Raw genomic sequence first — 16,665 nt, 5'->3', positions numbered from 1 at the left:
CGTCCGCCAGCAGGCGGGACGGCCCCGGCACCAACCGTGAGGAGAACCGGAATGCGAATCTGTGTGGTGGCGCTCGGAAAGATCGGACTGCCGCTCGCCGTGCAGTTCGCGGCCAAGGGGCACCAGGTCGTGGGCGCTGACGTCGACGAGCGCGTCGTCCACATGGTCAACGACGGCGCCGAGCCCTTCCCCGGCGAGGACGGCCTCAAGGAGCGGCTCAAGGAGGCGGTGACGGGCGGCCTGCTGCGCGCCACCACCGACACCACCACGGCCGTGTCCGAGGCCGACGCTGTGGTGCTGGTCGTGCCGCTGTTCGTGGACGGCGAGGGCGTGCCGGACTTCGGCTGGCTGGACGAGGCGACCCGCGCCGTCGCCTCGGGGCTGCGCCCCGGCACGCTCGTCAGCTACGAGACCACGCTGCCCGTGGGTACCACCCGCGAGCGTTGGGCGCCGATGCTGGAGGAGGGCTCGGGGCTGACGCCCGAGCGCGACTTCTCCCTCGTCTTCAGCCCCGAACGGGTGCTGACGGGCCGGGTCTTCGCCGACCTGCGGCGCTATCCGAAGCTGGTGGGCGGCCTGGGCCCCGCCTCGGCCCGGCACGGCGTCGAGTTCTACGAGTCCGTGCTCGACTTCGACCCACGGGACGACCTCGAACGCGCCAACGGGGTGTGGGACCTGGGCTCGGCCGAGGCCGCCGAGCTGGCCAAGCTGGCCGAGACCACGTACCGCGACGTCAACATCGGCCTCGCCAACCAGTTCGCGCGCTTCGCCGACCGCGCCGGGGTGGATGTGGAGGCGGTCATCGCGGCCTGCAACACGCAGCCGTTCAGCCACATCCACCGCCCCGGGATCGCCGTCGGCGGCCACTGCATCCCCGTCTATCCACGGCTGTACCTGTGGAACGACCCGGCCGCGACGGTCGTGCGTTCCGCACGCGACACCAACGCCGCGATGCCCGGCTACGCGGTGGAGCGCCTCGCCGAAGCGTACGGCGAGCTGTCAGGAGCTGGGGTGCTGGTGCTCGGCGCTGCCTACCGGGGCGGGGTGAAGGAGACCGCGTTCTCCGGCGTCTTCCCCACCGTCGAGGCCCTGCGCGCGCGAGGGGCGCGCCCCTACGTCTCCGACCCGCTCTACGACGCGGCCGAGCTGACGGCGCTCGGACTGCCCCCGCACGAGGGCGAGCCGGTGACCGCCGCCGTGCTCCAGGCCGACCACCCGGAGTACGCGGAACTGGGCGCCAGCGACCTGCCGGGCGTACGGGTCCTGGTTGACGGCCGCCGCGTCACGGACCCGGCGCTGTGGCCGGGGGTGCGGCGCGTGGTCATCGGCGCGGGCGCCGCCTGAGCGGTCCTGACGGGCCCTCGCGCCGGGGGCGTCACAGCGCGGGTGCGCCGAGGCTGTCGCCGTCGGGCGAGGGGTTCTCGCCTGTGCCGTCCGCGCCGTCCGCGTCAGCGGTACCGGACCCGCCGGACGCGACGGCCCCCGCGCCGTCCACCGTCGCGCCCCTCGCCGCGCCGCCCCGCACGGGGCACGCCACGTCCTCGCCGAGGAAGACGCGCCGGACCACGCGTTCCGCCGCGTGCCCGTCGTCGTAGGAGCGGAAGCGGTTGCGGAAGGCGGTGCGCAGCTCGTGCGAGCGGGGGCTGTGCCAGGCGCCCGTCGCGAGGATGTCCGTCAGCTCCTCCTCGGTGCGGGCGACCAGCCCTGGCGGGCAGGCGAGGAGGTCGAAGTAGGTGCCGCGCGAGGCGCGGTAGGTCTCCCAGTCGTCGGCGTGGATGACGATGGGGCGGTCGAGGTTGGCGTAGTCGAACATGATCGACGAGTAGTCCGTGACCAGCAGGTCGGCGGCGAGGCACAGTTCCTCGACCGAGGGGTGCCGCGAGACGTCGATGATGTGCGTGTCCTCCTCGCCCGCAGGTTCGGCGCCCTCGCGGTAGAAGTAGTGCGGGCGCATCAGCACCACGAAGTCGGGCCCCAGGGTGCGCGAGAGCCGCGCGAGGTCGAGCCGGGGCGTGTAGCCGCGCTGGTAGTCGCGGTGGGTGGGCGTGTAGAGGACGGCGGTGGCGCCCTCGGGGATGCCGAGCGAGGCGCGCACGCGGGCGATGTCCTGCGGCGTCGCCGTGTGCAGCACGTCGTTGCGGGGGTAGCCGTACTCCAGCGTCGTGTAGCCCGAGGGGTAGGCGCGCTCCCAGGTGATGGTCGAGTGCCGGTTCGCTGAGAGGCTGAAGTCCCAGCGGTCCACGCGCTCCAGGAGCTTGCCGAAGTGCATTCCGTTGGCCCCGGCCGGGTACCGCTGGAGGTCCACGCCCATGTGCTTGAGCGGCGTGCCGTGGTGGGTCTGGAGATGGATCTGCCCCTGGCGCTTCACGTAGGCGCCGGTGAAGTTGACGTTGTTGACGAAGTACGTGGCCCGCGCCATCGCCTTCCAGTAACCGGCAGAGCCAGGGTGCAGCCGCCGCACGCCCCGCGGCAGCGTGTGCGCGTGCTCCGGGGTGGTGATCCAGGCGGTGCGCATGTGCGGCGCCAGCTCGCGGACCTTGGCCTCGATGGCGGCGGGGTTGCAGGCGTAGCCCTTGTTCCAGTACGCGGCGAAGACGGCCAGGTCGCGCTGGAGGGGAAGGCGGCGCTGGAGCGCGTAGTGGGCGCGCAGCAGGGACTCGCGCGTCGTCCGGTACGCCGCCTGCGCGCGGGCCCGCAGCCGCTTGCGCGTGCGGTTCGTGGTCAGGAGCAGTTGGAAGAGGCGGCGCGCTCCCGCCCGTACCAGCAGATGCCGCAGCTCGGCGCGCCCGCGCGCCCCGCGCCGCGACCGCCGCGCACCCCCGGACCTGGACCCGGGCCCGGATCCCGTCCCGGCCCCGGTTCCGCCTGCGGCGCGGTCGGCGTCCGCCGCCATGACGTCGGCCGCCGCGACGTCCGCCGCCGAGGGCAGATGGCGTCGGCAGTGCGCGCGGCTGCGCCGGAAGAACTCGGCGCGCGAGGACGGCGGCAGCCTGCCGGGCGTGTTGTAGACGGTGGTGAGGTGGTCGACCATCCGCTCGTACAGCAGCGGCTTCCAGCAGCGCAGCGCGGGTCGCTCCCCGACGAACGCGAAGACGCGGTCGTACTGCTCGAAGATGTCGAAGTGGTTCCGGCTCGTGGTGCCGAGGATGTTGCCCTGGCGGCGCTGGCGGTAGTGGACGCAGACCCGGTCCAGGGTGCCGATCGACCCGGCGGCGAGCAGCGTCGGATACGTCCAGGGCGTGTCCTCGTAGTAGCCGGACGGGAAGGTGAAGCCCTCCCGCTCGACGAAGTCACGGCGGTAGACCTTGTTCCACACGACCATCAGCAGCATCAGCAGCGACGGACGCTCCGCGAGCGTGAAGACCGGGGGCCCGCTCTGCGCGAGGAGGTCGCAGCGGACGTTGCGCGCGGTGCGCCCGTACCAGTACGTGCGCGCGTAGTCGTAGACGAGCACGTCCGGGTCCCCGGTGCGCGCGAGGCGGTCAGCGATGGCCTGGAGGGAGCCGGGGGTGAGGGAGTCGTCGCTGTCGAGGAAGAGGAGGTAGTCGCCGGTGGCGCGGCGCATGCCCGTGTTGCGGGCCCGGCCGAGGCCGACGTTCTCCTGGAGGTGGAGCGCGGTGACCCGGGAGTCGGCGGCGGCGACCTCGTCGATGATCTCCCCGCAGGCGTCGGGCGAACAGTCGTCGACGACGATCAGCTCGAAGTCGGTGAAGGACTGGGTCAGCACGGAGTCGAGGCACTCGTGCAGATACGCCTGGACCTTGTAGGCCGGGACGATGACGCTGAAGCGGGGCACGGGACATCCACTGGTCGACATGAGGCGGGGGAGGCTACTCACCGTAGGGGCGGCAAAGTGAGTATCGACCAGTTTTCTGACGGTTTCGACCAGAAGAGACCCCACGTTCGAGGGGAAGGGCACGAGATTGCTCCGTCCGGGGCAACAGAGCGTGACCGCCACGCGTTGTGATCCGGGGGGCACCGGAACCGGAGCACCGAGCCCCGGTTCCCTCTTCCCCTACGTGCCCGCGCCCGCCTTACTTGACAGCCCCCGCCATCACCCCGGACACGAACTGGCGCTGGAAGGCGAAGAAGACGGCCAGCGGGATCAGCATCGAGACGAACGCGCCGGGCGCGAGGACGTCGATGTTGTTGCCGAACTGGCGGACCTGCTGCTGGAGCGCGACGGTGATGGGCGGGTTGCCGCCGTCGGCGAAGATCAGGGCCACCAGCATGTCGTTCCACACCCACAGGAACTGGAAGATGCCCAGCGAGGCGATGGCGGGCCCGCCCAGCGGCAGCACCACCCGCGTGAACAGCCGCACTTCCCCCGCCCCGTCGAGCCGCGCCGCCTCCAGCAGCTCGCGCGGGATCTCCGCGAAGAAGTTGCGCAGCAGGAAGACGGCGAAGGGCAGCCCGAAAGCGGTGTGGAAGATGATCACGCCGGGCGTGGTCTCGAAGATGCCGAGCGTGTTGAAGAGCTTCGCGATGGGCACGAGCGCGATCTGCACCGGCACCACCAGCAGGCTGACGACGAGCAGGAACCACCAGTCGCGCCCGGGGAAGTCCAGCCAGGCGAAGGCGTAGCCCGCCAGCGCGCCGATGATCACGACGAGCGCGGTGGAGGGCACCGTGATGAGGACGGTGGTGAACAGGGACCCGGTGATCTGGTCGTTGGCCAGCAGCGCGTCGTAGTTGCCGAACGTGAGCTGGCCCGGATCGGTGAAGACCTTCCACCACCCGGTGGACCCGATGTCGGCCGAGTCGCGGAACGAGGAGCTGAGCAGCCCCGCCGTCGGCGTCAGCCACAGCAGCGCGACGACCACGAGCCCGGCGCGCACCGCCCAGTGCCCGGTGACGGCCGACAGGCGGGAGGCGAGCGGACGCTTCGGCCGTACGGACGACGGCGGGTGCCCCGGCGGTACGGGCGTGGGCTCGGGGCCGTGCTCGGCCGCGCTCACGGTGCTCATCGGCGGGACTCCCTCCGCAGGCGGCGGACATTCATGACCATCACCGGCACGACGAGCAGCAGCAGGATGACGGCGATGGCGCTGCCCACGCCCTGGTTCGCGCCGCCGCCGAAGGACGACAGGTACAACTGGAGCGCGAGGACGTTGGCGTCCTTCTGGGTGGCGCCCGGGGCGATGATGTAGACGAGGTCGAAGATCTTCAGCACGTTGATCATCAGCGTGACGAGCACGACCGCCAGCACCGGCGCGAGCAGCGGCACGGTGACCTTGCGGAACACCTGCCACTCGCTCGCCCCGTCCACCCGCGCCGCCTCCAGCAGCTCGCGCGGCACCCCCGCGAGCCCGGCCGCGATCAGCACCATCGCGAAGCCCGCCCACATCCAGATGTACGAGCCGATGATGGACGGGGTGACGAGGGACGGGCCGAGCCAGTCGACGCCGTTGTACGGGGCCGCGAAGTTGGCCGCCGGGAGCCGCAGTTGGGCCCCGTCGGCCTTCGCCGGCAGCCGGTAGGTGCCGTCGTCGCCCGTCGTGGCGCTGGCGACCACCTCGCCGCCCTTGACGGCCTCGACGGTGATCCCCGCGAGCGCCTTCTCCTTCGCGTCGATGACGTCGGGCTTGCCGCCGCCGCCCTTGGAGAAGTCCAGCCATACGGTCCCGGTGACCTCCCCGCCCTTGCCGGGTGCCGCCTTCTTCGCGGGCGCGGCGCCCTCGGTCTCGGCCGGGGGGACGCCGACGAGGGCGAGGTCGGCGGGGCCTGGCGCGGTGACGGGGGACTTCGTGGTGAAGGAGCCGCCGCCGGAGGGCGCCAGCTCGGCGTTGGGGCGGGGCCGCGCTCCGGGCCAGGCGGAGGAGTCGGTGAAGGTGTCGTGCACCCCGACCCACACGGCGTTGGCGACTCCGCGGTCCGGGTTCTGCTCGTAGACCAGGCGGAAGATGATGCCGGCGGCGAGCATGGAGATCGCCATCGGCATGAAGACGATCAGCTTGAACGCCGTTCCCCACCGCACCCGCTCCGTCAGCACCGCGAAGATCAGGCCGAGCGCGGTGGCGATGGAGGGCGCGGCGACGACCCAGATGACGTTGTTCTTGACCGCCGTCAGGATCGTGCTGTCGGTGAAGACCTCGCCGTAGTTCTCCAGTCCGACGAAGCCGGAGCCCGAGGCGTCGAAGAGGCTGCGGTAGACGGAGTAGCCGATCGGATAGACGACGAGCGCGCCCAGCAGGAGCAGCGCGGGCAGCAGGAAGCACGCGGCGATGCCCGGGCGGGAGCGCATCACGGAGACCCGCGCGGGGGTGGCGGGGCGCGCCGCCGCGCCGCCGCCTGGCGGTGCGCCCGCTGGCGGGTTCGGTGCCGGTGTCGCGGTCGGCATGGCGTGATGCCCCCTGTCCGGGTCGCGTCGGGTCGGATCGGGCCGGGTCCGGGTTCTGATGGCGGTTACGGGCCGTGCCCGGGGCTCGGGGTGGGTGGGGTGTGGCGCGGGGCGCGGGTTCGGGTTCGGGTGCCGGTCCCGGTGCGGGGCGCGGTTGCGGGGGCCGGTGCCGGTGCGGGGTGCGCGCGGTGGTGCGGGGTGCGAGGTGTCCGGCCCCGCGAGGGGCACCCCGCCACGTCCCCGCCCGTCGCGACGCAGTGACGCCGCGCTCCGCGCCGTGGGCCGGGGCGCCGGTCCACGGCACGGAGGGACGCGGGGGAGGCGGGGGCGCGGGGGACGCTCAGCGCCGTCGGGTCACTCGTACGCCTTGGCCGCCGACGTCTCCAGCGCGCGCTGCGCCCCCGCCACGTCGTCCGGGTTCTTCAGGAAGTCCTGGAGCGCCTTCCACTCGCCCTCGCCCTTGGTGCCGCCGAAGGCGGCGGGTGCCTGGTCGGACATGTCGAAGCGGAAGTCGTCGCCCGCCGCGATCAGCGCCTTGGCGATCTCGCGCTGTACGTCGTTGGGGTAGGCGGACCCGTCCAGCTCCTTGTTGGGCGAGATGAACCCGCCCTCCTTCGCCCAGATCTCGGCCGCGTCCGTGGAGGCGAGGAACGTCAGCAGTGCCTGCGCGCCCTTGCTGTCCTTGAGCGCGACGGCCGCGTCGCCGCCCGTGACCACGGGCGACTCGGCACCGGCGGCCGGGAACGGATACGCCTTCGCGTCCGTGCCGACCTTCGCGTCGGTGTCCTGGGCGATGTTGATCCCGACGAAGTCGGCCTCGAAGACCGAGGCGGCCTTCGGCGCGTCCATGGAGGAGAAGGTGTTGGTGACGGACGTGGGGAACTCCGTCTGGAGCGCGCCCGAGTTGCCGCCCGCCAGCAGCTCCTTCTTGCCGAACAGCTCGCCGAGGGTGGTCAGCGCCTCCTTGACCGAGGCGTCCGTCCACTTGATCTCATGCTTGGCGAGCTGGTCGTACTTCTCGGGGCCCGCCTGGGAGAGATAGATGTTCTCGAACCAGTCGGTGAGCACCCAGCCGTCCGCGCCGCCGACCGACACCGGCTCGACCCCGGAGTCCGCGATCGTCTGCGCGTTGGTCAGGAACTCCTTCCAGGTCTTCGCCTCGCCGACGCCCGCGTTCTCGTAGGCGGTGGTGTTGTACCAGATCAGCGACTTGTTGGCCGCCTTGAAGTACACGCCGTACTGCTTGCCGTCGTGCGAGCCGAGATCCTGCCAGCCCTTGGCGAAGTTCTTGTTCAGCTCCGCCTCGGTGTCCGAGGACAGCGGCTTGAGCCAGTCCTTCTCCGCGAACTGCTGGAGCACGCCCACCTGCGGCAGCATCGCGACGTCCGGCGGGGCGCCGCCCTCGATCTTGGAGCCGATGTAGGTGGCGACGTTGTCCCCGGTCGGCACGAACTTCACCGTGGCACCGGTGCGCTTCTCGAACTCGTCGAGGACCTTGCGGAACGCGTCCTGCTCCGGGCCCGTCCACACGGCCGCGACCTGGAGGTTCTCCCCGTCCAGCGAGGGCAGTTCGACGCTCTTGCCCTCCGAGCCCGCCTTGTCGCCGCCGCTCTTGTCGTCGCCACCGCCGCCACAGGCGGTGAGCGACAGCGCGGCCACCGCACAGAGCGCGATCGCGGCACGGCCGGTGCCGCTGCCCCTGGTACTGGTGATGCGTTTGGTACGGACCGAAGTGCGCATAGCTACCGCCGTCCCCATCCGAGGCACGGCCCCTCGTCGAGCATGGCCGCGCCGTCTGCGTAGCAAGACTCGTCGAGGGCGGGCGCCCCCGCGGGCCCCCGTGAGCCCTACGTCCCGTGCGGAATTCCTACGCCCGAAGCGGGAAGCCCCGCAATACTCTGTCAGCGGTCAAGAGCATCATCTTGACCAGTCCGTGACCTGCTCGCGGCGCCCGTTGTCAGAGACTGCGCAGCCCGCGCGACGGCGCTGGCGAGCAGCGCGAGGTCGGTGGGGCCGTTCCCCAGCTCCCGCACGGGGCGGCGGGCCGGTGGATCACCGGCCCGTGCCCAGTCCAGGGGCACGACGGTGGGCCGCAGCGTGGAGGTGCGCGGAATGCGCCCGGTGACCCGCCCCGCCTGGAAGGCCGTCGGCTCGTCACCGGCCGCGTGCAGGACGCCGCGCCCGGGAACGGCCTCGGGACCGCCGCGCTGCGGGGCCGCGCCGCGTCCCTCGCCGTCCTCGTCGGCGCCGTCGTCCGCGTCCACGCCGCCCGTGGGGCCCAGCGCTTCGGCGCTGCCCGTCAGTTCGGCGTGCAGTCCGGCCGTGCGCGCGAGGAGCGTGCCCGCCGTACGGTCAGGACGGCCGCTGGCCGCGACCAGATGCACCCCGAGCCGCGCCCCGTCGCGGGCCACCGCCTCCAGGGCCCGCACGACCGAACCGGCCGCGGGGCGGCCCGGGTTGCCGAGCGCGGGGTCCACGAGGGTGTCGAAGTCGTCCACGACGATGACGAGCCGGGGCAGCGACGTGTCGCCCTCGGGCCCGGAGAGCGCCGACTCCACGACGGACGCCTCGCCCTGCGCGGCCCCTTGACCGGTCGCCTGGCCGGTTCCGGTTCCGTGCCCCTCGACGGTGCCCTGTGGCGCCTGCGCCGCCTGCGCGGTACGGGCCGTCTGCGTCACCTGATCGCCGTGGGCCTGGGCCTGCGCCTGGGCCTGGGCCTGGGCCGGTACGGCACGGGAGGCGGCACGCGACTCGCCCTCGCCGTCGGGGGAGCCGCCTTCGCCGGGTGCCGTGGCCTGGCCGGGTCCCGTGCCCGTGGGGGGCGTCGGGCCGCCGGCGCCGCCCGTGGTTCCCGTCCGGGTGCGGAGTCTGAGGGTGCCGCGCGTGGCGTCGGACTCGATGTCCCCGCCGCCCCTGGCCGCCGCCTGGGCGCCCGTGTCCACGGGAGCCCGTGAGCCCGCGCCCTCGCCGCTGCCCGAGGGCGCGGGTCCCGGCGGGGTCACGCCCGGCGGGGTGCGCTGGGAGACGACGCGGCCCGTGTGCGCGAGGGCCGCGGCGCGATGGTGTTCCTCGTATGTGCCGTCCGGGCCGATCAGGCCGTCCCTGCGCTTCAGCTCGGCCGACAGCGCCTGCGCGAACTCTCGCATCCGCACCGGACCGCCCGCCGCCAGATGCCCCGTGACATGTGGCAGTTCACAGCAGGGGCGCAGCCCCTCGCGGGCCGCGTCGCCCTCGCCGTCCAGCAGGAACAGCCGCAGCCGCTCCGGGCGTTCGCCGGCGGCGAGCGCTGCGGCGAGGGAGCGCAGCAGCTCGGTCTTGCCCGAGCCCACGGGGCCCGTGACGAGCAGATGCCCGCCGACGCCGCCCCGTGCACCCGGAGCGCCCGCTCCCGGCGCACCCGTTCCGGCGCCGGCACCGCTCAGCTCGGCCTCGACGGGGCCTCGGGGCCCGGCGCCGAAGACGAGGGAGGCGCGTCCGGCCGCCGAGCCGTCGGGCTGCTCGGACCAGCGGGCCAGCAGCGCGGCCGGGGTGGCGCGGGCGAGCCCCAGCTCGTCGAGGAGGCGGCAGTTGCGGGGCAGGGTGACGGCGGCGCGTGCCGCCTTCCCCGTGCGCACCGCGGCGCCCTCGGCCTCCCGCAGGGGGGCCAGCGCCCGGGCGAACCGCTCGGCCCAGGCGGCGGACACGGCGTCTATCGTGGCGACGGTCCCGCCCGCGCCGACGGTCCCGCCCGCACTGGCCGCGCCCTCCGGCACGCCGCTTCCGTGCCCCCCTGCGCCGTGCCCCGGCCCGGCCTCCCAGACGGGCCCCGTGCCCTGGTCGCCCGGAGCGCGCCGCACCAGCCGCACCGCCGTCGCGACCGCGCCGCTCAGCAGGGCGAGCGTGCCGCACTCGCGGAAGACCGGTGAGGCCGCGTGCGCGGCCTCGATGGTGGCGTCCAGAGGCGAAGCGGGCGAGGCGGCGGGCGCCTCCGCGAGACAGAGCGCGTGGATACCGGCGGCGGGCCCCTCCACGGCCAGCCGCGCCACGGCCTCGCGCAGCGCGGCCGATCCGGGATCGCCGTCGACGATCAGCAGCGTGTACGGGCCGGGGTGCTCAGCGAGGGCGTTCCCGTGCGACGAGGGGGACGAAGGGGAGCCGGGCACACCGGGGGCGCCGGGCACGCCGAGCGCGCCCGGTGCCGCGGCGCGCAGGGCGCGGGCGCGGTCCGTGCGCTCCTGGTCGAGCCGACGGGTCAGCTCGGTGGTCCGGGCGGCGGCCTGATCGCGGTCGTAGGCCGTCAGCAGACGGCAGTCCTGGCCGTGCGCGGGCCGGACATGGGGGAGCCAGCCGAGCCAGGACCACTCGGCCGTGCGCGCGGCGGACGGGCGGGCGCGGTCGGCCGAGAGCAGCACGATCTCCAGCGTGCTCGGCCCGTGCAGCGCGGCCAGTTGCGCCACGACGGAACGCGCCATGCCCGCCAGCCGCGAGCGCGGCCCGGCCAGTCCCAGCGCGCCAGCGCCCCGGAGATCCACGGTGACGGGCTCGCCGGGACGCCCGCCGCTGCGGTGCGCGCTGCCGAGCCGCACCGTCATGGCCGCGGGGTGTCCGGGGCCGCGCTCCCACAGGCGGGGCCCGGGGCCGAGCGCCGTGAGCAGTACACCGGCAGGGTCGGGCCAGCGCTTCCCGGGGGACGTGGCCGTGCCCCGCGCCCCGTGGAGAGGGGAGCCGGAAGCCGGGTACGGGTGCGCCGGCCCGTCGACGGAGCCGTCCCACGGGCCCGCGTCGGCGCCGGGCCACAGCGCGCCTTCGGGGCCGTCCGCGTGCCCGCCTGGGCGACCCGGACCGCCCGGGCCGCCCGGACCGCCCGTCGGCCTGGCGGTGGGCGAGGTGTCGGCCTCGTCCTCGCCGCGCACGCCCGTGAAGCGGCGCGCCCAGGCGCCCAGGCCGCGTGCTCGCCTGCGCTCGCGCTCCGGTTCCGACTCGGCGGGCAGCGGCGCAGCGAAGCCCGCGCCGTGCGTGCGGTCCGAGCCGGGGAAGGGGGCGCCGGGCGCGTAGGAGTGCGTGGGCCGCGACGGGTCGGCGCTGGGCCGTGGCGGTACGGCCGACGCGTGCGCCCCGGCCTCCCAGGGGCCCGCGCCTGCCGCATGGGCCCCGGCCCCCGGCCCGTCATCGGGCCCGGCGGCCAGCCGCAGCCTCCCCTTGCCGTCGGGCACGGTGGCCAGCGAGACGGGCAGCGCGGGCGGTGTGTCACCGGGCGCGCCCGCGCCGGAGGTGCCCGACGCTTCCAGCCGCACAGCCGACTCCCCGATCCGCAGCGTGGCGCCCGGCTGGAAGAGGGCGGGACGGCCGCCGACGGGCGCGCCGTCGACCGAGGTGCCGTTCGTCGAGCCGAGATCGGTGACGGTGACGGCGCCGCCGTCCGTGACCGTGACCGCGCAGTGGAGGCGGGAGACATCGGGATCGTCCAGCGGCACGTCCGCCTCGGCCGAGCGGCCCAGCGTGACCTTGCCGCCCTGGAGCAGATGCACCCCGCCCGCGTCGGGCCCGGAGACCACATGGAGCCTGGCCTTCGCCGAGCCGTAAGCGGAGAGTGCCGAGGCATACGCGGCGGCGGACGCCGGAGAGGGCGCGGCGGGGCCGTGCAGCGAGACCACGGCGCCGTCCAGCAGCGGGGGCTCGCCGAGCACCTGGCGATGCGGGTCCAGGCGCTCCGTCCCCACGTACACAGCGACGGGCTCGGAGCCGTGCTCGGCCGCGCCGCCCTTCCCGCGCCGCTCGCCCCTGCCGCCGCCCTCACCGGCACCAGAACCGGAACCTGCACCGGCAGCACCGGCACCTGCACCGGCAGCACCGGCACCTGCACCGGGCGCCCCGGAAACGGCACCGCCCGCACCCGCGGCCGCGCCGCCCGACGCGACGGCCGAGGCGGCCGTCGACGCCAGCGCGCCGGTCACAGCGGCCAGCACCGTACCCGCGGGGGCCGTCACCACGACGTCGCACGCCGCCCCGCTCCCTGCCTCCGCGCTCTGACCGCCACGCGGCCCGAGGGCGACAGTCAGCCGGATCTGCATCGGCCCCTCCCGGTCCCGTCCCCCTGGGCTGACGCCCCGGGGATACCCCATGCCACGAGCGCCCGAGAGGCCGCGGGCCCCTCCGCGCTCGTGCGTCCAGCACACACACTCACACCGCACTTGATGCCGGGTGCATCCTCGCACCCGGCACTGACAACGCGCCCCCGCACCGCCCCTCAATGATCTTGATTGGTCGGCTCGGCGCGCAAGAGGCCCTGCTCGGACCGTACGAAGAACGGGGAAAGACCGAATCGGGAGCCATCGGGACCGCTCACCGGACGCTCCGCGCGCACTCGCCGCACGCTCGGTGACCGCTCACCGCACGTTTCGGAACGGTCACTTCCGGCCGTCGGTCCGGTGCCGCAACCGATCCGCACGCGCCGCGCGTCCTCCCCTGAAGCCCCCACGGCCGCGCCGCGCGGGGAACGGTGCGGACAACAGTTGTGCACAGGTGTGCACGCGGCCGGTCGGCCGTCCCCGGAGACGGCACTATTGTGGGCGGGATTGCAGTACGAGACCAGGGAGCGCATGACGTGCGGCCGGTAGGCAGCAAGTATCTGCTCGAGGAGCCGCTCGGACGCGGCGCCACGGGGACCGTCTGGCGGGCGCGCCAGCGGGAGACGGCGGGCGCCGAGGCGGCCGTGGCCGGGCAGCCCGGTGAGACGGTTGCGATCAAGGTGCTCAAGGAGGAGCTGGCGAACGACCCGGATGTGGTCATGCGCTTCCTGCGGGAGCGCTCCGTCCTCCTCCGCCTGACGCACCACAACATCGTCAGAACCCGGGATCTCGTCGTCGAGGGCGATCTGCTCGCCCTCGTGATGGACCTCGTCGACGGTCCTGACCTGCACCGTTATCTCCGCGATAACGGTCCCTTCTCACCCGTCGGCGCGTCCCTGGTGACCGCGCAGGTCGCCGACGCGCTCGCCGCCAGCCACGCCGACGGCGTCGTGCACCGGGATCTGAAGCCCGCGAACGTCCTGCTCGCCAACGACGCGGACGGCATGCGGCCGATGCTCACGGACTTCGGCATCGCGCGCCTCGCGGACTCCCCGGGGCTGACGCGTACCCAGGAGTTCGTCGGCACCCCGTCCTACATCGCGCCCGAGTCGGCCGAGGGCCGCCCGCAGACCTCCGCAGTGGACATCTACGGTGCGGGCATCCTGCTGTACGAGCTGGTCACCGGCCGTCCGCCGTTCTCCGGCAGCAACACCCTCGAAGTGCTCCACCGCCACCTCGGCGAGCAGCCGCAGCGACCCCAGGGCATCCCGGAGCCGCTGTGGACGGTCATGGAGCGCTGCCTGCGCAAGAGCCCCGACGAGCGCCCCAGCGCCGTCAACCTCGCGCGCGCCCTCCGGGCCGTCGCCTCCGGCATCGGCGCCGGTGCCACGGCCGAGCAGGCGGGCGCCGCCATGGGCGTCGCGGCGCTGCTCGCGCCCGATCCGGCGCCCGCGCCCGTGCCCGACACGGGAGCGGCCGGTGCCGGAGCGGGCACAGGGGACGCCGATCCGACGCAGGTGCTGCCCCACACGGGGCGCGGCGCGGCCGGCGCTGCGGGTGCCGCGGGCCTCGCGGCGGGTGCGGCGGGCGGCGCCGCCGCCGCGCACCAGTCGGGCGGGTACGACCCGGACGCGCAGACCAGCGTGATGCCCCAGACCGGAGGCCCCGGACAGGGGCAGGGCCAGGGCGGTCAGGGGTACGGGCAGGGCGACGGCTCGGGCTCCGACCCCACCCAGGTCATGCCCCCGGTGCCCGGCGGACCGCCGCAGCAGCCCCCGCAGCCTGACGGGCCGCATCCCTGGGAGAACCAGTTGCGGGCCGCGCGCGACCGCAACGAACAGACCCAGGTCCAGCCGCTCGACCCGAGCCTGGACCCGCTGCGCCGCAGGCCCCAGCGCCGTGCGGGCCCGCCGCCCGCGCAGCCGCCGCAGCAGCAGGGCCCGCCGCCGCAGCAGTACGGGCAGCGCCCGCAGCAGCCGCCGCAACGCCGCCAGCAGCGGCCTCCGGAGCGGCAGCGTCCGCCGCAGCCCCCGCCGGAGCCGCGTCCGCGCCGCGAGCCCAGGCAGCGCAGCGCGAACCCGATGCGCATTCCGGGCCTCGGCTGCCTCAAGGGCTGCCTGTTCATGATCCTGATCATCGTCGTGATCTGTGTTCTGGTGTGGAACTTCACCCCGGTTCCCGAGTGGTGGGCCCAGGGCAAGAGTTTCTGGCAGTCGGTCACGGATGTCTTCGGACAGATTCAGGATTTCGTGAGCACCGCGGGCGGCGGCTAATGACGCCGTCTCCGTAACTCCGTGGAAGCGCGAGGGAATCGGGTCGGCCGGATACGAGCCGGTCGGCCCGAATGGGGCGCGAGTTCGGAGATTTATCGACTTCTGGAGAGGGATTTCCCCCACAGAAGTGACTGTTAACGGCATCCAGGGCTCTCAAGACCCCACTTGCCGCGTAGCTTTGTCGCTATGGCACGGAAGATCGGCAGTCGCTATACCGCTCACCAGATCCTGGGACGCGGCAGCGCCGGCACGGTGTGGCTGGGCGAGGGCCCCGAGGGCCCCGTCGCCGTCAAACTGCTGCGTGAGGACCTCGCCTCCGATCAGGACCTCGTCGAGCGGTTCGTACGGGAGCGCTCGGTGCTGCTCTCCCTCGACCACCCGCGCGTGGTGTCCGTACGCGACCTCGTCGTGGACGGCAACGACCTCGCGCTGGTCATGCAGCTCGTCCGGGGCACTGACCTGCGTACACGGCTGGAGCACGAGCGGCGCCTCGCGCCGCAGCCCGCCGTCGCGATAGCGGCCGACATCGCCGACGGGCTCGCCGCGGCGCACGCGGCGGGCGTCGTCCACCGGGACGTCAAGCCCGAGAACGTCCTGCTGGACGCGCTCGCGCCCCCCGGGCCGGGCGGGGCGCCGCCCGTGCTGCTCACCGACTTCGGCGTCGCCAAGCTGATCGACTCCCCGCGCCGCACCCGCGCGACGTCGATCATCGGCACGCCCGACTACCTCGCCCCCGAGATCGTCGAGGGCCTCCCGCCGCGCGCGTCCGTGGACATCTACGCGCTGGCCACCGTCCTCTACGAGCTGCTCGCGGGCTTCACCCCCTTCGGCGGCGGCCACCCGGGCGCGGTGCTGCGACGGCACGTCACGGAGACGGTCGCACCGCTGCCCGGCATCCCCGACGAACTGTGGCAGCTCATCCACCAGTGCCTGGCCAAGGCGCCCGCTTCCCGGCTGCGGGCCGTGGAGCTGGCGGCGAGGCTGCGGGAACTGCTGCCGTCACTCGACGGGTATCCGGCGCTGGACATCGACGAGCAGCCCGAGGAGTCGTACGGCGGGTTCGAGGGGTACGGCGAGGAGCCGGGCGCGGCGTCGGGGGCGTCCCCGGTGCGGTCCGGGGGCGGAGCGGGTTCGGGTGCGGGTCCGGGTCCGGGAGGCGGGGCCGGGCAGCAGCCTGGTCCGCAGCAGGCCGCGGTGCCGCTGGTGCACAGCGGTGCGGGGCCCGACTCGAACCGGGACACGCATACGAGCATGCGGGTGCCCGGTGCCGACGAGCTGGCGGGGGGTGCGCACGGGACGGCGCGGGCGCCCCGGGCCGCGGGGGAGCGGCGCGCCGGGTCGGCGCGGCACCGTGCGCCTTCGGCGGCGGAGCTGAGACGGCGGCGCCTGAAGCTCAGCGCGATCGCGGCGGCGGTGGCGGCCGCTGCCGGAGTGGGCGGATGGTTCGCCACGGCCGACGACGAGGGCGGCACGACGCAGCCCGCCCCGGCGGTGGAACAGCCGGACACGCCGTAGCGGTTCCCTTCGCGGGGTGCGGTGCGCCGTGTTCGGCTGCCTGGCCGGTGGCTTCGGCGCGGCGTGTGGACCGGTGCGTCGCGGCTTGCGCCGCGTGGTTCTTGGCTTGTGCCGGTGGCCGTGCGGGGTTGGTGTGTGGTGGGGGTCGGTGCCGTGCCGGGGTGTCTCCTCGGGCGGCGACAAGTGCGGGTCGGTTTTTCGGCTGCCTGCTGGTGGGGGTCGGTGCCGTGCCGGGGTGTCTCCTCGGGCGGCGACAAGTGCGGGTCGGCTTTTCGGCTGCCTGTACATACTCGTCGCCACCACTTGCGGGGACACCCCACCACGTCCCCTCCCGGTCGCGGCCAGCTTCCGGCCGGTGGCCTCCACTGGTGTGAACCGGCGCCCCGCCGGAGGGGCTCCGCCCCCTGCCGTGGACGGCGCCCCACTGTGTGGGCAGGCGTTCCGCATGGCGAGGAGGCACAACCCGTGCCATCGGGCCGCAGTCGCGCAA

General features: G+C 74.2%; 8 protein-coding genes. 3 read left to right on the top strand and 5 right to left on the bottom strand.

Going from position 1 to position 16,665, the window contains the following annotated elements; all coding sequences use genetic code 11:
- Nucleotides 1–51: 51 nt before the first annotated feature.
- Nucleotides 52–1,344 (top strand): nucleotide sugar dehydrogenase, encoded by a 1,293-nt coding sequence (locus tag ACYVOO_RS07045; protein ID WP_461014749.1) that lies wholly within the window; start codon nt 52–54, stop codon nt 1,342–1,344.
- 31 nt (nt 1,345–1,375) lie between these two features.
- Here ACYVOO_RS07045 and ACYVOO_RS07040 read toward each other — a convergent pair whose 3' ends face one another.
- From ACYVOO_RS07040 to ACYVOO_RS07020, 5 genes are all read right to left on the bottom strand, one after another.
- Nucleotides 1,376–3,796: a bifunctional glycosyltransferase/CDP-glycerol:glycerophosphate glycerophosphotransferase gene (locus tag ACYVOO_RS07040; protein ID WP_461014772.1), complete on the bottom strand. Its 2,421-nt coding sequence runs from the start codon at nt 3,794–3,796 to the stop codon at nt 1,376–1,378.
- A gap of 238 nt (nt 3,797–4,034) precedes the next feature.
- The gene (locus tag ACYVOO_RS07035) at nt 4,035–4,967 is read right to left on the bottom strand and encodes a carbohydrate ABC transporter permease (RefSeq protein ID WP_461014748.1); all 933 of its coding nucleotides are present in this window, start codon (nt 4,965–4,967) and stop codon (nt 4,035–4,037) included.
- Entirely contained in the window at nt 4,964–6,340 is a 1,377-nt protein-coding gene (locus ACYVOO_RS07030; protein WP_461014747.1) for a carbohydrate ABC transporter permease, read from the bottom strand. Before ACYVOO_RS07030 ends, ACYVOO_RS07035 begins: the two co-directional genes overlap by 4 nt.
- 354 nt (nt 6,341–6,694) lie before the next feature.
- The gene (locus tag ACYVOO_RS07025; RefSeq protein WP_461014746.1) at nt 6,695–8,080 is read right to left on the bottom strand and encodes an ABC transporter substrate-binding protein; all 1,386 of its coding nucleotides are present in this window, start codon (nt 8,078–8,080) and stop codon (nt 6,695–6,697) included.
- A 161-nt stretch (nt 8,081–8,241) separates the two neighbouring features.
- Nucleotides 8,242–12,390 carry an FHA domain-containing protein gene (locus ACYVOO_RS07020; RefSeq protein WP_461014745.1) on the bottom strand — a complete coding sequence of 1,383 codons (4,149 nt, stop codon included), beginning with the start codon at nt 12,388–12,390 and terminating at the stop codon, nt 8,242–8,244.
- Between the two features lie 533 nt (nt 12,391–12,923).
- Between ACYVOO_RS07020 and ACYVOO_RS07015 the strand changes: the two genes are divergently transcribed.
- Together ACYVOO_RS07015 and ACYVOO_RS07010 are read left to right on the top strand one after the other, a co-directional pair.
- Nucleotides 12,924–14,660, top strand: a complete 1,737-nt coding sequence (locus ACYVOO_RS07015) for a serine/threonine-protein kinase (RefSeq protein WP_461014744.1) — start codon at nt 12,924–12,926, stop codon at nt 14,658–14,660.
- A 186-nt stretch (nt 14,661–14,846) separates the two neighbouring features.
- Nucleotides 14,847–16,175 carry a serine/threonine-protein kinase gene (locus tag ACYVOO_RS07010; protein ID WP_461014743.1) on the top strand — a complete coding sequence of 443 codons (1,329 nt, stop codon included), beginning with the start codon at nt 14,847–14,849 and terminating at the stop codon, nt 16,173–16,175.
- Nucleotides 16,176–16,665: the final 490 nt, after the last annotated feature.

This window comes from Streptomyces daliensis (genome assembly GCF_054782395.1).
This window is presented reverse-complemented; position numbering and strand designations above follow the sequence as displayed.